Below are 19,213 nucleotides of genomic sequence, written 5' to 3' on the forward strand. Positions count from 1 at the left end.
CCAAATGGCCATTAAGAAAACCGAACTTTACTCTTCCCTTTGGGCCAGCTGCGACGAGCTGCGCGGCGGTATGGATGCCAGTCAGTACAAAGACTATGTGCTGACCATGCTGTTTATGAAGTACGTCTCCGACAAATACAAAGGTGACCCTTACGGCATGATCGTGGTGCCACAAGGTGCTAGCTTTGAGGACATGGTTGCCCTAAAAGGCGACAAAGAAATCGGCGATAAAATCAATAAGGTCATCAGTGCGCTCGCTGAAGAAAACGACCTCAAAGGTGTGATTGACGTCGCCGACTTTAACGACGAAGACAAGCTTGGCAAAGGCAAGGATATGATCGACTGCCTTTCCAAATTAATTGGAATATTTGAAGGCTTAGACCTTTCAGACAACCGTGCTGATGGTGATGATCTGCTAGGCGATGCCTATGAATATCTGATGCGTCACTTTGCCACCGAATCGGGCAAATCCAAAGGCCAGTTTTATACACCGTCGGAAGTGTCGCGCATCCTTTCTAAAGTGATAGGTATTAATAGCAACACCCCGCAAGATGCCACCGTGTATGACCCTACTTGTGGCTCTGGCTCCCTATTGTTAAAAGCCAGTGATGAAGCGCCACGTGGATTGTCTATTTTCGGGCAGGAAAAAGAAGGAAGTACGGGAGCATTGGCTCGTATGAACATGATTTTGCATAACAACGCCACCGCAAAAATCGTGAAAGGCCAGAACACTATCTCTTCCCCTGAGTGGAAAGAGAATAACGGTGAATTAAAGCGTTTTGATTTCGTAGTTGCTAACCCCCCTTTTTCCAATAAGAACTGGACCAATGGCATTAACCCCACTGAAGATGAATTTGGCCGTTTCAGTTGGGGAATACCACCAGAGAAAAACGGCGACTACACCTTTTTGCTGCACATCATTAAGAGCCTAAAAAGTACCGGCAAAGGCGCTGTGATTCTGCCTCACGGCGTTTTGTTCCGAGGCAATGCCGAAGCGCGCATCCGTGAGAATCTGATTAAACAAGGGTACATTAAAGGCATTATCGGCTTACCGGCCAACTTGTTTTACGGTACGGGGATTCCTGCCTGCATTATTGTCATCGACAAAGAGCACGCGAACGCTCGCAGCGGGATTTTTATGGTCGATGCCAGCAAAGGCTTTATCAAAGATGGCAACAAAAACCGATTGCGCAGCCAGGATATTCACAAAATCGTCGATGTTTTTACCAAGCAGTTAGAACTGCCACGCTACTCGCGTATGGTGCCGCTCAGTGAAATTGCCGGTAACGACTACAACCTGAATATTCCGCGTTATATTGATTCCAGCGAACCGGAAGACTTACACGATTTAAGCGCTCATCTTCAAGGCGGCATTCCAAACCGCGACATCGATGCGTTAGAGCGTTACTGGCAAGTTTTCCCGAATATTCGAGCAACGTTATTTGAACATGCGCGTGAAGGGTATAGCGAAGCCTTGGTCAAAGCCTCAGAGGTGAAAAGCACCATTCTGAACCATGACGAGTTCAAAACCTTTGCTGCACAAAGCCTAGTGCCCTTTACTGAGTGGTCGCAGCGCTCAAACCTGCACACCATTGAGCAAGGTGAATTACCTAAACATATTATTCATCGCATCAGCGAAGATTTGCTGCAAAGCTATGCCCAAACGCCGCTACTGAGTAAATACGACATCTACCAGATCCTGATGGATTACTGGGCCGATAGCATGCAAGACGATGTGTATGTACTGGTGCAAGACGGCTGGCCAGCGGGCAAGGTACTGCGTGAATTGGTGGTGAATAAAGGCGAAAAGCTCAAAGAAACCCCTGATTTAATGATTGGTAAAGCCAAATACAAAGCCGAACTTATTCCCCCTGCGCTCATCGTCGCGCGCTTTTTTGCTGCTGAACAAGCCAAAGTCGATACGCTGCAATCGCTATTAGATAGCGCCAGCCAAGAGCTAGAAACCTACCTTGAAGAAAACTCTTCATCAGGCTCCGGCGGTGGCGAAGACGGTTTGCTGAATGATGCGCTGAACGACAAAGACAAAGTCACAAAATCCACGGTCACGGCGCGCTTAAAACTCGCCAGCGACCCGGATGAAAAAGCCGCACTAAAACAAGTCAAAAAGCTGTTTGATGCTGAGGCCGATGCTAAAAAAGCCCTAAAAGAAGCGCAAGATGCGCTCGATTTAGCGGTATGTAAGCAATATCCCAAACTCAGTATCGATGAGATCAAATCCCTGATTGTGGACGATAAATGGCTGGCAACGCTTGAAAGCCATATCATCGCCGAAATCGAGCGCGTTACCCAGCAATTGGCCAATCGTGTAAAAGAACTGGAAGAGCGCTACAGCGAACCCCTGCCTGCCATCACTCAATCGGTAGAAAACCTCAGCGAAAAAGTGGCGGCTCACTTAAAAGCGATGGGGCTGGAGTGGGCGCTATGACAGCATTAAACACCACGGGCTTGAGCAAACTGGTGGAGGCGATTGCCGGCCAGATTGAGCAAGCCAGAAACCAAGTTCGCCAATCAGTGAATAGCGCAATGGTGCAAAGCTACTGGCAAATTGGCCGTTTGATTGTTGAGCAGGAGCAGCAGGGCGAAAGCCGCGCCGCCTACGGCAAACAGCAGTTGCAGCAGCTTTCTCGGCAGCTCACCGAGCGCTTAGGCAAAGGATTTGATGAGCGAAACTTGCGCAATATGCGGGCGTTTTATCAAACCTTTCCAATTCGGAACACACTGCGTACCGAATTGAGTTGGTCTCATTATCGCACCCTGTTACGTCTGGAAAATCCCGCAGCGCGTGATTGGTACTTACAAGAGGCCATCAGCCAAAGCTGGAGCGCCCGCGCACTGGAACGCCAAATCAGCACGCTCTACTACGAGCGCCTGTTAGCCAGTCAAGAAAAAGCGCCAGTCGAACAAGAAGCGCAAGCCAATACGCAACCCTTGGCAGAAAGCGCCAAGGATTACCTGCGCGACCCTTACATTCTCGATTTTTTAAACCTGCAAGATAACAGCTACCAAGAAAGCGAGCTGGAGCAGGCCATTATCAGCAACCTGCAACAATTCCTGCTAGAGCTGGGCAAAGGCTTTGCCTTTGTTGAACGCCAGCAGCGTATCCGCTTTGAGGATGAAGACTTTTATATCGACTTAGTGTTCTACAACTTCAAGCTCAAGTGCTTTCTGCTGGTTGATCTGAAACTGGGCAAGCTGAAACACCAAGATATTGGCCAGATGGATACCTATGTGCGTCTGTACGATGAACAGCGCAAGGGTGATGACGACAACCCCACCATTGGCCTAGTGCTATGCAGCGAAAAAAGCGAAGCGGTGGTGAAGTACTCAGTATTGGCGGATCAGAAACAGCTATTTGCGGCCAAATACCTGCCTTACCTGCCGACGGAAGAAGAGCTGAAACGGGAACTGGAGCGCGAACGCGAACAGGCCGCAGCACAACTGCAACAGCAGGAGTTAAGAGATGAGTAATCAGGTTGCAGAAGTGAGTGCAAAATATCTGGTGGAAGCAGCAGAGAAGGCTGTGCCTGTTGGTTATAAGCAGACAGAAGTGGGGGTGATTCCTGAAGATTGGGATGTTGCGACAATAGAAGAACTAGCCGGTATTATTGACCCGCAACCAGATCACAGAACGCCACCAGAATCATCGAATGGTGAGCCATACATTGGCATCAGTGATTTCATTAACAGTAAGGAAGTTGACTGGACTGCAAGTAGGAAAATTATATCTAAAGCAGTAGACAAGCAAGAAAAAAGCTTCCAACTCCAAAAAGGAGATATTGTTTTTGGGAAAATTGGAACTATTGGAGTGCCAAAGTTTGTACCTCAAGTTCCCTTTAGATTTGCGCTAAGCGCTAATGTCATTTTATTGCAGCCGAAGAACATTGAACCAGTCTATTTGATGGAGTTTTTCTACTCGGAACTCTTCCAAAAAACACTCAAATCGGAATTACATTCTACCTCGCAAGCAGCTTTTGGAATGAACAAAATGAGGTTGATAGAACTACCTCTACCTCCAAAAGAAGAACAAACCGCCATCGCCAATGCGCTGTCCGATGTCGATGCGCTGATCCGCGAGTTGGAAAAACTGATTGCCAAAAAACAGGCCATCAAAACCGCCACTATGCAACAACTCCTCACCGGCCGCACCCGCCTGCCGCAATTTGCTTTGCGGGAAGATGGCATGCCAAAAGGCACCAAACCAAGTGAGTTAGGGGAAATACCGGATGATTGGGAGGTACACGCTTTAGGTAGTTTATGCGGTTATCAAAATGGGAAAGCTCAAGAGCAATACTTCAATTCAAATGATGGCTACAAGGTAATTTCTATAGGTAACTATTCTGAATCAGGTAGATATATCGAAACAGGTAGTTATATTGACAAACAATTTAAAAATGAGATTGGAAGATTTGTACTTAGCTGTGATGACTTAACAATGATCCTAAACGATAAGACGGCTGTCGGGACAATAATTGGCAGAGTGCTTTTAATTGAAGCAGATGATACCTATGTCATGAATCAGCGAACGATGAGGCTTACACCTAAAGAAGGTGTGCAATCGAAATTCTTACACTTTCTCATCAATTCTGATTCAGTTCACAAAAGAATCGTGGGGATGGCTAAGCCTGGCACACAGATCTATGTGAATACTGATGATGTTTTAGAGTTTAATTTGATAGTCCCCAATTCTCAGTACGAACAAACCGCCATCGCCACCATCCTATCCGATATGGACGCAGAGATTCAGGCACTGGAACAACGCCTTGGCAAAACCCGCCAAATCAAACAAGGCATGATGCAAGAACTGCTGACGGGTAAGACGCGATTAATCAAGTCATCAAAGGAGGTTATTCATGAGTGAATCTGTATTTGCGTACGGAAGTCGTTGGTTAAAAGCCGACTTCCACCTCCATACTCGGGCCGATAAAGAATTTACTTATACTGGTGAAGAAAATGACTATGCTAACCAGTATGTTGCGGCGCTTGCGAATGCGGGCATTGGTCTTGGGGTTATCACCAACCACAATAAATTTGATGTAGATGAATTTAAGGCACTGTGCAAAAAAGCCAAAAAATCAGGCATTGGTTTGTTGCCGGGCATTGAGTTATCCATCAAGGATGGTCAGGCTGGTGTGCATACCTTGGTGATATTTTCCGATGAATGGTTTAACAACAAAGAACAGACTAACCATATTCAAACGTTTCTCAGCCTGACTTTCGCGGGTATTGCGAACTTTGAAGATGAAAATGCGCGCTCGAACCACGATATTGTCGACACCGTGCGTGAGCTGGATAAATTTCACAAAGATTACTTTCTCATTTTTGCCCACGTCGAAGCACCAAAGGGGTTGTGGAAAGAACTCGCACCAGGGCGAATAAAGGATTTATTTGATAACGCGACAGTAAGACGTAGAGCCTTGGCTTTTCAAAAAGTGCGCACCCGTGATGAACGCGCTAAAATCCAGCAGGCATTAGGTCATTTATATCCGGCTGAAGTGGAAGGTTGTGATGGCAAGAACCTTGCGGATATGGCGGCACGAAAAGAGGCAAGCTACTTAAAGCTTGGCTCATTCAGCTTTGAGGCGGTCAAGTTTGCGTTGCGCGATAAAGCCTCCCGAGTCCGCGCCGAGCTGCCTAGCTATAAACATTCTTATATTCAAAAAATCCGTTTTGAAGGGGCGGGTACTTTAGGAGGCACAGAAATTTGCCTTTCACCTGAGCTCAATACCCTGATTGGCATTCGTGGCAGTGGTAAATCATCCGTGTTGGAAGGCGTACGTTACGCGCTGAATATCCCCTTTGGTGATAAGTCGTCGGATGTGGAATACAAAGAGGGGCTGGTAAAACACTTACTGCGTAGTGGTGGCAAAATTACCATCGACGCCATTGACCGCCGCGGCCAGCCCTATCAAATCCGCCGTATCTTGGGTGAGCGCCCCGATGTGTATGTGAATGGTCAGTTGCAACCGGGCGTGTCGGTGCGTGAAACGGTATTGCATCAGCCGATCTACTTTGGTCAGAAAGATCTTTCCAGCACGGGCGCTGGCTTTGAAAAAGACTTGATTGAAAAGCTGCTTGGCGAAGCTCTGGTGCCCGTTAGACAAAAAATTGAGCTGGGCCGTCAGCGGGTGGTGGACGCGATTAATCAGATTAAACGCCTCACCCGAGCGGCAACGCAAAAGCAAGAATGGTTGCAGAAAAAACAAGATGCCGAATTTAAGCTCAAGTTTTATCAGCAGCACGGTGTTGAAACCAAGCTGCAAAAGCAAATTGACTTTGAGCGCGACGAACGTAAAGCACAGCAAGTCATTCAAGGTGCTGAGCATTATCTATCCGAGCTCAATAGTTTTGTCGCCAGCTTTGAAGATGAGCTAAAAAATCAGGCGTTGTATAAGTCTGCCCAGAATCAGATATTTTTTGATGACTTTTTTGCAACCTACCAGCAGTTGATTGCTGGCTTTGATGGCATTAAGCAAACGGTGCTAACGGGTCAAAGTACGGTTGCGCTATTACAACAGAAGCTGGCTGGCTTTGTGCAGCAAAAACAGGCGCTAAAAGAAGAGTTTGCCGAGATTGAACGCAAACTGGCCACAGAGCTTAAGCAAGCCGGTGCTCAGGCAATTAGCCCGCAAGAATTTAAACAGCTTAAAAGCTTGTTAGACCAAGCCGATCAAATGTTAGCCGTACTCGCCAAAAGCGAGCAGCAGTATGCGGATTTGAATCAATCCCTAGAACGTGAATTAGCGCAGCTTAATGATCTTTGGCTGGAGGAGTACCGCACCATTGAGCAGGTGCTGAGTAAGATCAATCGGGTTGATTCGCCCCTTAAAATTGTGCCGCAATTTAAAGCGAATAAGGCTGCCATGCTTAAGCACATTCAAGATTTGTATCGAGGGAGCCGTATTCGTGAAGCGACGTTGCAAAGTGTGGTGGATGAATACAGTGACTTTGCATCGGCCTATCGCGACGTTGAAAAGCTGAAAAGCACGCTTGGCGGGTCTTTTGATACCTTCTGGCAGTATTTTGAAGACAACTTAGAAGCCTTGTTAACTTGGCAAGTGCCGAATGTGTTTACCATCGAGTATCACGGCAAAGCACTGGCGCACCACTCGTTGGGGCAACGGGCATCGGCGTTGATGCTGTTTGTGTTAAGTCAGCAAGAAAACGACGTGGTGATCATTGATCAGCCAGAAGATGATTTGGACAACCAAACTATCTATGACGATGTCATCAAGCTGATCCGAGAGCTTAAGCCTTCTACCCAGTTTATCTTCGCGACACACAACGCCAATATTCCGGTACTGGGTGATGCGGAACAGGTAATTGCCTGTGAGTATCAAGATGACCATATCGCGTTGGTTAACGGCAGCATTGACTGTGCTGACGTTCAACAGCGCATTGTAAGTATTATGGAAGGTGGTGCCGAAGCCTTCGAAAAACGTAAGCAGGTATATGAAGCATGGAAACCGAAGAACTCTTAGCGATTATTGCCAACGGTGAAGACTCAAGGCATCAGTTTAAAGCCACCATTAATAATGAGAACTCATTGGCCTCTGAAATGGCCGCATTTTGCAACTCTAAAGGCGGCTACATTCTCGTTGGTGTAAACGACGATGGGACTATTTCAGGTTTAACAGACGAAAATATTCGAGAGATTAATAATCGGATCTCTAATGCTGCATCCAATAACATTAGGCCCGCCATAAACCCAATGACTCAGAATTTCACTTTGCCAACTGGGAAGGTGCTGCTAGTCACCGTTGAAGCGGGTTTAAACAAGCCGTACATGGATACTAATGGGTATATCTGGGTTAAAAGCGGATCTGACAAACGAAGAGTGACCGCACGCGAAGAACTCCAAAGAATGTTTCAAGAAGCTGCACTGATACACGCTGATGAGACCCCTGTTAGCGGTAGTTCTGTTACAGACATAGACCAAGAGTTTTTTGACGCTTTTTTTGAAAGGGAATACGGCGAACGAGTTGAAGATCAAGACGTATCCCGTGTTCAACTGCTTGAAAACATGAATTTGGCAAAGAACGGGCAGCTTAATATCTGCGGCGCCTTGTTGTTTGCATCACGACCACAAATACGCTTACCGGTTTTTATGGTAAAAGCGGTGGCTTTTCCGGGTGTTGATATCGAAGACGAGCACTATATCGACAGCCAGGATATTAACGGCAAGCAATCGGATGTATTCCAAAAGGTTCTGGGTTTTGTGTTGGCTAACATTCGCCATGAGCAGAATGAACAAAGCTTCAACTCGGTCGGTGAACCAGAAATTCCGCGAATCGTGCTTGAAGAGCTTATTGCCAATGCGCTTATTCATCGCGATTACTTTGTATCCGCGCCGATTAAGGTTTTGGTGTTTGCAGATCGAATTGAAATCGTGAGCCCCGGTCACTTGCCCAATAACTTAACGATAGAAAATATCAAAATGGGTAACTCGAATGTTAGAAACCCAATTTTGGCCTCGTTTGCTCCAAAAGTGTTGCCATATCGAGGCTTGGGGAGCGGCATAAAACGAGCGATAAAAGCGTATTCAGACATTGAGTTTATTGACGACAGAGCTGGCAATGCGTTCAAGGCCATTATTAAGCGAACTCAATGAATAGCGAGTACAGTTGGTAGCGTTAAGTGCTCAAAAGTCTAACTTGCTTGATCGTTGCTTGACTGAGTGGTGCTGAATCTAACTGGCTTGGTAGTAATTTATTGATTTAAATGGATAAAATTTGCTTGATCGTTGCTTGATTGGCAAGGGAAACAAGCTTCGAATTGATTAGAGGTTAGGATGAGTAACGTTGGTCAGCGTGAGCGCGCTACCCAAAATCGTATCGTTCAGTTTTTTCAAACTGACTTAGGCTATCGCTATTTAGGCGATTGGCAGGATCGCGCTAATAATAAAAATATTGAAGTGGATATCCTCGTTGATTGGCTAAAAAAACGCGGCGTCAGCGAGGCGTTGATCAATCGTGCTATTCGCCAATTGGATACGGCAGCAGCACTGGGCGAAGGTAAAAAGCTCTATTACGCCAACAAAGAGGTTTATCGCCTGCTGCGTTACGGCGTGAAAGACAAAGAAGGTGCTGGCCATCTTAATGAAACTGTGTGGCTGATTGACTGGAAAAACCCAGAAGCAAACGATTTTGCCATTGCCGAAGAAGTGTCCATTAAAGGCGAGAATAAGAAACGTCCAGATATTGTGTTGTATGTCAATGGTATCGCGCTTGGTGTGATTGAGCTAAAACGCTCTTCGGTGTCTGTCTCTGAAGGTATTCGCCAGAACCTCGATAATCAGAAGAAAGATTTTATTCGTAACTTTTTTACCAGCATGCAATTGGTGATGGCGGGTAACGATACCCAAGGCTTGCGTTACGGCACGATTGAAACCCCTGAAAAACATTACCTAGAGTGGAAGGAAGATTGCAGCAGCCATGAGCCAAATAGAGGGCCATACGATCATAAACTCGACTTTCACCTGAGCCGCGTGTGCAACAAAGCGCGCTTGCTGCAAATTATCCATGATTTTATTGTTTTCGATGCGGGTATAAAAAAGACCTGTCGCCACAATCAATTCTTTGGTATTGAAGCGGCAAAACGCCATATCGCAAGGCGAGAAGGCGGCATTATTTGGCACACGCAAGGTTCTGGTAAAAGCCTCACTATGGTATGGCTGGCCAAATGGATACGCGAAAACGTCAAAGACGCCCGTGTATTGATCGTGACCGATCGTACTGAGCTGGATGAGCAGATTGAAAAAGTGTTCACCGGTGTTGAGGAAGATATTTATCGCACCAAAAGTGGTGCCGATTTGGTGGCGACGCTCAATCAGCCCAACCTTTGGTTGGTTTGCTCTTTAGTCCATAAATTTGGTCGGCAGTCTGATTCGGAAAACGATACCGCGACGGATGAGTTTATTGCCGAGTTAAAGAAATCCCTACCATCGGACTTTAAAGCCAAAGGCGATTTGTTTGTGTTTGTGGATGAGTGTCACCGTACTCAATCGGGCAAGTTGCACGAAGCGATGAAGTCCATCCTGCCAGAAGCAATGTTTGTCGGCTTCACCGGCACCCCCTTGATGAAGAAAGACAAGAAGAAATCGGTTGAGGTATTTGGCCCTTACATTCACACCTATAAATTTGATGAAGCCGTGGCCGATGGGGTGGTGCTCGACTTGCGCTATGAAGCACGAGACATTGACCAAAATGTCACTTCGCAGAAAAAGGTTGATGAATGGTTTGAGGCCAAAACACGCGGCTTATCTCGATTAGCGAAAACCCAGTTGAAACAGAAATGGGGCACCATGCAAAAGGTGCTGTCCAGTAAATCGCGTTTGCAGCAGATTGTGAATGATATCTTGCTGGATATGGACACCAAGCCACGCCTGATGGATGGCTACGGCAATGCCATGTTGGTCTGCTCTAGTGTCTATCAAGCTTGTAAAGCTTATGAAATGTTCAGTCAAACAGATTTAGCCGGTAAGGTGGCTATTGTCACCAGTTTTCAACCGACTGCTGCAAGCATTAAAGGGGAAGAAACTGGTGAAGGTTTAACAGAAAAGCTCTTTAAGTACGATATTTACCGCAAGATGCTTGCGGATTACTTCGAGCAACCGGAAGACAAGGCCGCTAACCGAGTTGAAGAGTTTGAAAAAGAAGTTAAAAAGCAATTTATTGATGAGCCAGGGCAAATGCGCTTGCTCATCGTGGTCGATAAGCTGCTGACTGGCTTTGACGCTCCTTCGGCTACCTATTTGTATATCGACAAACAGATGGCTGATCACAACCTGTTTCAGGCCATTTGCCGCGTGAACCGCTTGGATGGCGATGATAAAGAATACGGTTACATCATTGATTACAAAGATCTGTTCCGCTCGTTGGATAAAGCGATTTCTGATTATACTCAAGGCGCATTTGATGGTTATGACAAGGAAGACGTTGCCGGGCTGCTGAAAGATCGTTTAGAGCAGGCCAAGCTAGATTTGGATAATGCTCTGGAAATGGTGCGAGCCTTGTGTGAGCCGGTAAAAGCGCCACGCAACACGGAAGACTACATTTATTATTTTTGTGGTAAGTCAGGTCTGAACCAAGACGAGCTCACCGAGAAAGAAGCGCTGCGTTTAACGCTTTATCAGAACGTTGCCAAACTGCTGCGTGCGTTCGCCAATATCGCCAATGAAATGCCTGATGCAGGCTATTCTGGGCAAGATGTGGACTCGATAAGAACAGAAGTGGCTCATTTTGAGAAAGTCCGTGACGAAGTAAAACTGGCCAGTGGCGATTTGGTAGAAATGAAACGCTTTGAGCCTGCCATGCGCCATTTGTTAGATATGTATATTCGTGCGGATGACAGCGAAGTACTGATGGATTTTGAAGAGCTGGGGCTAATTGAGCTCATTGTTGAAAAAGGCGCTGATGCCGTGGAGGCTTTGCCTGAAAGTATTCGTAAGAATCAGGAAGCCATGGCCGAAACCATCGAAAATAATGTGCGTAAAACCATCGTTGATGAAAACCCGGTTAACCCCAAGTATTACGAGCAAATGTCGGTGTTATTGGACGAGCTGATTGAGCTTCGTCGCCAAAAAGCGATTGAATATCAAGAGTATCTGGAAAAAATCCGCGAGCTATCTCGTAAGGTTATACGTCCAGAGCAGACAGCGGCTAACTATCCGCCATCGATGGACTCTAATCCCAAACGCGCGTTTTACGATAATTTTGGTCAAGATGAACTACTGGCTACCAAAATAGATAGTGCCATTCGTTATACCAAAAAAGCGGATTGGGTAGGTGATCGCTTTAAGGAACGAGAAATTGCCAATGCGGTTCGAGAAGAAACGGCGGGTTATGAGGTGGATATTCAGGGTGTAATGGAACTGGCAAAAGCGCAAAAAGAGTACCACTGATGCCTAAGGTAGAAATTGGTTCTATTACGATGCAGTTAAATCGTAAGGCAATTAAAAATCTCCATATCAGCGTACTGCCACCTGATGGGCGTGTGCGCGTTTCTGCTCCTGAATCTATGACAGAAACCGCAATCCGTATGGCAGTGATTAGTCGCATTCCTTGGATCAAGAAACAGCAGAGTGATTTTGCCAAACAACCTCGCCAATCTGATCGAGAAATGGTTAGCGGTGAATGTCATTACCTGTGGGGGAGGCGTTATCGTCTGAATCTTATCGAGCGTTCCGGGAAGCATAAAATCAACTTAGGTCGTGGTCGATTGCATTTATATGTTAATCCCGCAACAACGCTTGAGAACAAGGCTCTGGTACTGAGCTCATATTATCGAGATGAACTTAAAGCGCGAATCGCTGAGTTATTGCCTATTTGGGAGGATAAGATCGGCGTTATCGCTGCCGATTGGGGCGTTAAAAAGATGAAAACCAAATGGGGTAGCTGCAATATTCAGGCAAAGCGTATTTGGCTAAATTTAGAACTTGCTAAAAAGCCACCGGAGTGTTTGGAGTACATCCTGGTGCATGAATTGGTGCACTTGCTTGAGCGTAATCACAATGAACGCTTCAAGGGGTATATGGATAAGCTACTTCCCGATTGGCGAGAGCGTCGAGATTTGTTAAACCGAATGCCTTTAGCACACAATAATTGGATTTATTAAAGTTTGGTTTTGTTTAATGCAGGTGAACTGGGGTATTAACGGATATTGCTGACCATTTCGTGGATCATCACGAGATGGTATGAATAGATGGCCATTCAGCTTTATTAATATTAAAATCGCACCAACAACACCCCTCCCGCTACCCGTTAGATCAGCGCCCTGCGAGGGGTTACTCGTTTCTGGGGCTTGTGATTTCGGGTAGTTTTTAAGAGATAAGCCCCAGTCTTAACGGCGACTGAGGCGCAGCCACGAACCAAAACACTGGGTAAAGGTTCAACCAGTTCCGAAGAACTTGAGTGAATTATGGTGCTCTTGATGAAAAATATCAAGCTATTTAGCCTTGTTGTTGAGTTTCGTTCTCGTTAACAAAGCATTTGCTCGTAATCCACGCATCATTCTCCGGTCCACAAAGGTGGTGCAGCAGCGCTAGGTTGATCTGGTGGCTGATCACGTTGGCGTTTCGTTTTTGGCGCTCTTTTTTCAAGCCTCTCAGTAATAACCCCGTGCATGATTTTCCTATTTGCTCCGGCGAACTGGGCAGGCAAAAGGCGCGATTTTGCTGTTTGGGGTGCAAGGTAGCGCGTTTTCCTGTTTTAGATAAAGGCGTGATGCACCAAAAAATACAGGTGTTGGCGGGAGTATGACGTTGCGGCAATGTGTTGGATATCGGTAATAAATGCGCCGGTAACAGAACTAACCCGCCTTGCGCATGGCCATCAACCTCAGGTAAAGGCAGCCAATACAGGTTTGGCCATTGTTCGGGGTGCTGCCATTTTTCTACGATCTCTTGTGCGCCAATACTATTCAGCCATTGGTGAATCGGGCAGCCAGGGTGTGCTTGTTTAACGCGCGGTAACTGATAGGTCAGCCAGCGGGTTAAACGTTCGGCGGCATTATCGCACTGGCTTAGTGCTGGGTAGAGGGTAAACGCGCCATGCCCAACTAGTAAATCGACCACCTGCTTTATCCATTCTCTATCCCAATCGTTGCCACTTGCCCATAACACGTCACTTACCACCTTGTTGGTTTTTCATGTCGTCTATTTTCAGTGGTCGGACGCAGACTCGGTGGTGAATTAGATGAAAGAAATGGCCATCAAACTAACCAGTCAAAACGGCTTTATGTTATGGGCAGTGCGCGGCTAACTGTTTGATATACATAGTCCAATACGGTGCTGTTTGGCGGCATTTGGCTAGCGCAAAAAAATCGAGACGCCAAACGATCGTTTGCATTCTGGGCTTAAAAAATCAAACGGTTTGTACTTTGATGCCGAGGTCGGTTTAGGGGGCAAAAAGTGCCAAACCTTTCTTTAAGCCAGTACCGGCAAGGCCTACCAGCTTTGGATTTCAATCGAGAAGCCAAACAGTAAATGGGCAAATTTCCCTGTTTGGCGTTTCGATCCAAAAGCCAAACGGATAGTGGTTTTGGCGTAAGGGGGTAAAGGCATGGGGAAGTGTTTAATGAAGTGCTGCTGTTTATTTTGGCTTGGTATTTGGTGATGGGATGTTTTCTAACTTCAATGAAGGTTGCTTGTTACTGTTGTCATCAATGTACTCAAGGGCGTACCCCATAGCCTTGTAGCTTTTCTCGCGTTTTTTAAACATGCGTTGCAGCATAGGGAAAGCGCAGTCCACATAGTCGTGAATAGTGACTTGTGTTTTGCCTTCCGATTCACGATGAATACGACCGGCATATTGAGCCAATGTACCTTTCCATGCGATTGGCATAGCCAAAAACAACGTATCCAGTCTTGGTAGGTCAAACCCTTCGCCTACATATTTTCCTGTTGCGACGACGACTTGAGCCGATTGCAGATGATTGTCAGCGTTCTTGCGTTCCGCAGCTTTCATGGCGCCTTTGAGTGCGACAGTGCTTATACCCATCTCGGTAAGTCGTGAGTGTATGTACTCTGCGTGCTCTCTACGCTCTGTAAGGACTAACGGGTGTCCACCATTTTGAACACACTGAGAGGCGTCTGAGACAATTTTTGAAGTGCGCTGTTGGTTATCGACGAGCCAGCGGTAGGCATCGCTTATTTTGGGGCGCTCATCTGTTTTTATTAGCTCTGCTGCTGGTACATCGTAGAGCTGATGAATCATCACGGTTTGAGTAAATTGCTCATCAGGGCTTTGTTTCACTTTGTAGCGAATGGGCCCTGCCGCCATGAAAATGATCTTTTGATGACCATCTTGTCGCTCTGGTGTTGCTGTAAGGCCCAATACATATTTTGCTCTTACCTCGTTGAGTACCATTTCAAACCTTGGTGCAGATAGGTGGTGGCATTCGTCAACAATAATGTGGCCATAGTCTTGGATGAGAGGGGAGATAGAGTTGTCTTTTTTATTGACCAAGCTTTGGTAGGTGGCTATGTCGATAAAGCCACTCGGCTTTCTTTTGCCACCGCCTATACTGCCAATGTTTACTTCTGGTAGGAATGTGCGTAAGCGCTCTTGCCATTGTTCGAGCAGTTGTCGGCTATGAACCAGTATTAGGGTATTTACTTTGCGTTTTACGATCATACCAATGGCTGTAACCGTTTTTCCAAATGCGGTGGGTGCATGCAAAATACCGAAGTCATGTTTAGATATTGCGGCCACTGCGTCTCGCTGGTTCTTTCGCAAAGTGAACTCGGGGGTAAGTTTTAATAATGGTTTGCCGGTTTCACGCTTATCGTCAAATAGTGGCGAAATATTGTGCTCTTGTAGCAAAGCAATCGCGTCATCGAGACAGCCTCGCGGTAGTGCTAGATAACCGTTTTCAATACGAGCACAGGAAATAAACCTCGGAATGCCATGGGTTGAAAAGCGCAACGCTTGTGTTTTAAAAAACACAGGATTAGAAAAACTCGCTAATCGCTTTAGTCCTGCCAGTAGTGGCCCAGGTAACTCGCTCATCAAAAAGTAGATATGGTTGGCCAAGGTAATAGTCACGTTTTTCGGCAAAGACTCTAATTTTATTGGTGCGGCTTTGGCTGTGATTTCCCAAGGTGGGCGGTTGTCTGTTAGCCCTTGTTCGGACAGTAATAGGGTATTGGGTGAAATGGTTGTTATGAGTTGGTCAATACCCGACTGAGTGAGCGTTTTAAGCCCAGCAAGGTACTGCCATTGATCATCGATGGCATTCAGATCACTGTCAACAAAGCAACTACGGCCTGAAAGGCGAGCCTCCTTTTGAAGTGGTAGCGCAATGAGATTGCCAAACCCGCCTTCAGGAAGTACATCTTGGTTAGGAAAGAGCCTGTCATAGGAGTCAAACGAAAGATTTGGAAATATTTCCATGGCTTTATCAAGCAAAGCGAAACCCAGTGCCCGAGCTTGGTTCGCTGGGATATTGGTGTCAAAAAAGATCCATAAGTGCGCCCCGTTGCCAGAACGCGAGATTTCTATCGCGTGCGGAATATCAAACGCTTGGCACGCTTTAGACATTGCTTTGACTTCTTCTTGCCAACAGCCTTTGTCAAAATCGGCTGCCAACAAATAGCACGTATTATCTTTCAGTAAGGGATACAGCCCCACCACTTGATGACCGGCAAGGTGCCTGTAAATAATGCGCTCGTCTAGTTCGCTAAACTTTCGGTGTGAACAGTCTTGGCATTTAATGCGGGGTTTGTTGCAAACCCCGTTTACCCACTCATTATCACAGGCTACGGAATAGCCACTGCGACCCTGTTGATTTTGCCAACGATTGGCAAAGATATCCTCTCGTCCACGAAATCGTTGTCTGAACAGGGCGACCTTTTGTGCTGGTGTGAATGTCTGTACTGAACGCTCGTTTTGAGCGCTACGCAAAGCCTCTCTTAATGCGAGAAGCTGCTGCTTTTCGTTTTCAAGCTCAGCTAGCCTGTTATCAATAGCAGAAATGTTTGGGTAACGAGCGTCATTCATAACAAACTAATTTTGATTCGAAGCACTATGAAGCGCGAACTTGCGGTGGCTTGATCAGCGACTCTGCTGGAATACCTAACCCTTCATGAAGTTTCCAAATCATTTTTAGCGTGAGTGATCGCTTATGGTTTAGGATTTCATAAACACGATTGCTTTTACCTATCATGGGTTCAAGATCTTTAACGGTTAAGCCTTTGCGCTCCATCTCAAACTTTATTGCCTCAACAGGGTCTGGCAAATCCATTGGAAAATGCTTTGCTTCGTAGGCCTCGACTAACGTAACCAAAATGTCCAGCTTTTCGCCTTCGACGGTATCAGGCTCCGCCATCATTAGGTTTTCGATGTCGTTTAATGCCGCGCGGTAGTCGGCATCTGTTTTAATAGGTCTGATGTCCATTATATTTACCTCTTGTTACTACCTTTTGGCTTCAAATCGTTTGTACATCAATTTTATCGTATTGCGCATGGCTGCCTATAAACCTTATGTAAACCACCTTGTAGGCATAATTGATCCAAACGACTAACCGGTATTTATTACCGGCAATGTTAAACACGACACGCCCATCTTTGAGGATGCTGGCATTTCTAAAGTCCTGTTTCACATCCGCCGGTGATCCCCAATCAGCGTTTAATGCATGCCTATACCACGCTAACGTTGGCTCTTTCGCGTCAATGTATTCTGGGCTGTCTTCCCAAAATGTTTTTAAGGTTGATAGTGCGATAATTCTCATAAATAGATGTTAGTCCCATATTGGGACTTTTGCAAGTTTGGCATTTTTGATGCGGTTAGGAGTTTTTACCGCATCCCCAATTGCCCCATTCCTTGGGGCGGTTCAAATCCCTCTTATTCACCTTCTAAAGCTTGCGGTATCAAGTGTTGCCCCATTGTCCCAACTGCCCACGGTAAGTGAGCAAGTGGGTGGCTAGTTAGTTTCGCCTGTATGGCTTTTTTGGCATACGGCTGCGTTTGCCATCGAAGAACGCCAATACTCTGAACCAATAGAGTGATTCTTCATAACCTAGGCTGTACGTTGGGCGTGCAGGCGGGATGAGTCCTAGTTTACGTCCTAGGCTGACAATCACGTAGAACGTGAGTTTTAGCGTCAGCCACGGGGCGAGAACCACCAATGTCGTCAGGCAATATCGGGTAAGTGTGTAGCCTACGCCATAAGTTTGTTCGAGTAAGGCAATGCCAATACACCAACCAAGCCCTGCCAGCATGGCTATTGGAAAGGTAATGGGGGCGAGTCGCATCATCAGTTGCATGCTAACGCCCTCCTGTGTGGTGTTGTGAAGCGGGCTCAAAGTTCACCAGCGGTTCGATCGCATCAGCCACGGTTTGATGGGCAATACGGCGCTCTTCGAAGTAATCGTGTCGGTCGTAGATGCCCTCAACGCCTTTTAGCTTATGGTTAAGACAGCGTTCGGCCACATTGCCTGCAATGCCTAAAGAGGCGGCAAGGCTGCGAAAGGTGCGGCGTAAATCGTGTACGGTGAAGTGTTCAAGTTTGCCCATTTTATTGGGTGGCTGCTTTTTGCGCCCAGGCTCGCGACCAAACAGCTTAGAAATAGCACGGTTCAGTGTATCTGGCCCCATATGCGGACGATGGCTTGCTCGTCTGGCTGGGAAAACATAAGGCGAGCCACAAGCGCGGATTTGCAGCTCGTTAAACCAGGCAATGGCTTGGCGTGGTAAGGGAATGCTTATCGGCACGCCAGTTTTACTTCGTTCCTTGGGTAGGTCCCACACGCCCGTGGTTAAATCCATTTCACGCCACATGGCTTCGCATAGTTCGCTTTTACGCACGCCCAAGACCAAAAACAGGCAGCAAGCGAGGTAGTTATCGCGGCCAAAGCTATTGATATGGGTATGGAACACGCTAAAAGCGTAGAGAATTTCCTCTTTGCTGAGCATCCTGTCTTTACTGGACTCCACGCCACCGGCATCGTCCACGGTAAATGCTGCGGCTGGGTTATTCAGCGTTAAGTCGAGCTTAATTGCATGTCGAAACAACTGCTTCATGTACATCAAGGTGTCGTTGGCAATGGTAGGGCGGTTACTTTCTCGAATGCGTTCCAATACTTCGCGCACATCGCGTGCGGTCACCTCAGAAATACACTTAATGCCAATGACTGGGCTTATCTCTTTGGTGTAAACCCGATACGGGATCTTGGGATGCTTCAGTCGTCGACTCAGGTCTGTTCTATACCAGTCATGGAACAGTTGATCCACGGTTTCAATGTCAGGTAACTCGATTTTCTGTTTTTCCAGAAGAGGATCTATGCCGTCACGTACTTCCTTTCGAAAGTATGCTGCGGCAATTCTGGCGTCTGCCAACGACATTAAAGGAAATTTCCCCAAGGTTGCTTCTCGTCTTCCTTTGGCGGTGGTGTAGCGGATCATCCAGTAAGGCGAGCCTTGTTTGCGGACGCAAAAGTATAGACCTTCACCATCTGAATATTTTTTGGGGTCGGCTTTGCTGTATGCAATAACCTGTTTTGCTGTGAGTTTTCCCATGTTTACTCCATAGTTGCTGAAATAATGGAGGGGGCAATAATGGCTGCCCACCACCGATTTGCTTATTGAATCAGCAGCTAACCTGTTGTGGTGGCGAGTTAAATGCGAAAATTTGGCAACTTACTGCCCACCAATTTGCTCACCGCAAAACGCTTATTGAGCCAAAATGAGGGGGCTG

At 46.6% G+C, this 19,213-nt stretch carries 13 protein-coding genes; 7 read left to right on the forward strand and 6 right to left on the reverse strand.

What is annotated here, in order from left to right; genetic code table 11:
- Positions 1-4 precede the first annotated feature (4 nt).
- The 7 genes from K0504_RS09105 (at position 5) to K0504_RS09135 (ending at position 12,633) form a co-directional block, all read left to right on the forward strand.
- Positions 5-2,446: a type I restriction-modification system subunit M gene (locus K0504_RS09105; protein ID WP_220103875.1), complete on the forward strand. Its 2,442-nt coding sequence runs from the start codon at positions 5-7 to the stop codon at positions 2,444-2,446.
- A complete protein-coding gene (locus K0504_RS09110) occupies positions 2,443-3,489 on the forward strand; it encodes a PDDEXK nuclease domain-containing protein (protein ID WP_220103876.1) in 1,047 nt (348 codons plus the stop codon). Before K0504_RS09105 ends, K0504_RS09110 begins: the two co-directional genes overlap by 4 nt.
- Positions 3,482-4,879 (forward strand): restriction endonuclease subunit S, encoded by a 1,398-nt coding sequence (locus K0504_RS09115; protein ID WP_220103877.1) that lies wholly within the window; start codon positions 3,482-3,484, stop codon positions 4,877-4,879. The genes K0504_RS09110 and K0504_RS09115 overlap by 8 nt, the downstream gene beginning before the upstream one ends.
- On the forward strand, positions 4,872-7,499 hold the full coding sequence (locus K0504_RS09120) for a TrlF family AAA-like ATPase (RefSeq protein WP_220103878.1): 2,628 nt from the start codon (positions 4,872-4,874) through the stop codon (positions 7,497-7,499). The genes K0504_RS09115 and K0504_RS09120 overlap by 8 nt, the downstream gene beginning before the upstream one ends.
- Positions 7,478-8,629, forward strand: a complete 1,152-nt coding sequence (locus tag K0504_RS09125; protein WP_220103879.1) for an RNA-binding domain-containing protein — start codon at positions 7,478-7,480, stop codon at positions 8,627-8,629. Before K0504_RS09120 ends, K0504_RS09125 begins: the two co-directional genes overlap by 22 nt.
- A gap of 180 nt (positions 8,630-8,809) precedes the next feature.
- The gene (locus K0504_RS09130; protein ID WP_220103880.1) at positions 8,810-11,920 is read left to right on the forward strand and encodes a type I restriction endonuclease subunit R; all 3,111 of its coding nucleotides are present in this window, start codon (positions 8,810-8,812) and stop codon (positions 11,918-11,920) included.
- Positions 11,920-12,633: a M48 family metallopeptidase gene (locus K0504_RS09135; RefSeq protein WP_220103881.1), complete on the forward strand. Its 714-nt coding sequence runs from the start codon at positions 11,920-11,922 to the stop codon at positions 12,631-12,633. Before K0504_RS09130 ends, K0504_RS09135 begins: the two co-directional genes overlap by 1 nt.
- Before the next feature lie 334 nt (positions 12,634-12,967).
- Here the strand turns inward: K0504_RS09135 and K0504_RS09140 are convergent, their stop codons facing one another.
- From K0504_RS09140 to K0504_RS09165, 6 genes are all read right to left on the reverse strand, one after another.
- Positions 12,968-13,639 (reverse strand): hypothetical protein, encoded by a 672-nt coding sequence (locus K0504_RS09140; protein ID WP_220103882.1) that lies wholly within the window; start codon positions 13,637-13,639, stop codon positions 12,968-12,970.
- A 469-nt stretch (positions 13,640-14,108) separates the two neighbouring features.
- Positions 14,109-16,517, reverse strand: a complete 2,409-nt coding sequence (locus K0504_RS09145; protein ID WP_220103883.1) for a TOTE conflict system archaeo-eukaryotic primase domain-containing protein — start codon at positions 16,515-16,517, stop codon at positions 14,109-14,111.
- Positions 16,518-16,542: 25 nt separating this feature from the next.
- Positions 16,543-16,914: a helix-turn-helix domain-containing protein gene (locus K0504_RS09150; protein WP_000354815.1), complete on the reverse strand. Its 372-nt coding sequence runs from the start codon at positions 16,912-16,914 to the stop codon at positions 16,543-16,545.
- A gap of 31 nt (positions 16,915-16,945) precedes the next feature.
- Positions 16,946-17,248, reverse strand: coding sequence for a type II toxin-antitoxin system HigB family toxin (locus K0504_RS09155; RefSeq protein ID WP_001926661.1), 303 nt, complete (start codon positions 17,246-17,248; stop codon positions 16,946-16,948).
- A gap of 196 nt (positions 17,249-17,444) precedes the next feature.
- Positions 17,445-17,783, reverse strand: coding sequence for a hypothetical protein (locus K0504_RS09160; protein WP_220103884.1), 339 nt, complete (start codon positions 17,781-17,783; stop codon positions 17,445-17,447).
- Position 17,784: 1 nt separating this feature from the next.
- Complete coding sequence (locus K0504_RS09165) at positions 17,785-19,035, reverse strand: tyrosine-type recombinase/integrase (protein ID WP_220103885.1); 1,251 nt, start codon at positions 19,033-19,035, stop codon at positions 17,785-17,787.
- Positions 19,036-19,213: the final 178 nt, after the last annotated feature.

The sequence above is a fragment of the Neiella holothuriorum genome (assembly GCF_019457915.1).
Lineage (GTDB): Bacteria > Pseudomonadota > Gammaproteobacteria > Enterobacterales > Neiellaceae > Neiella > Neiella holothuriorum.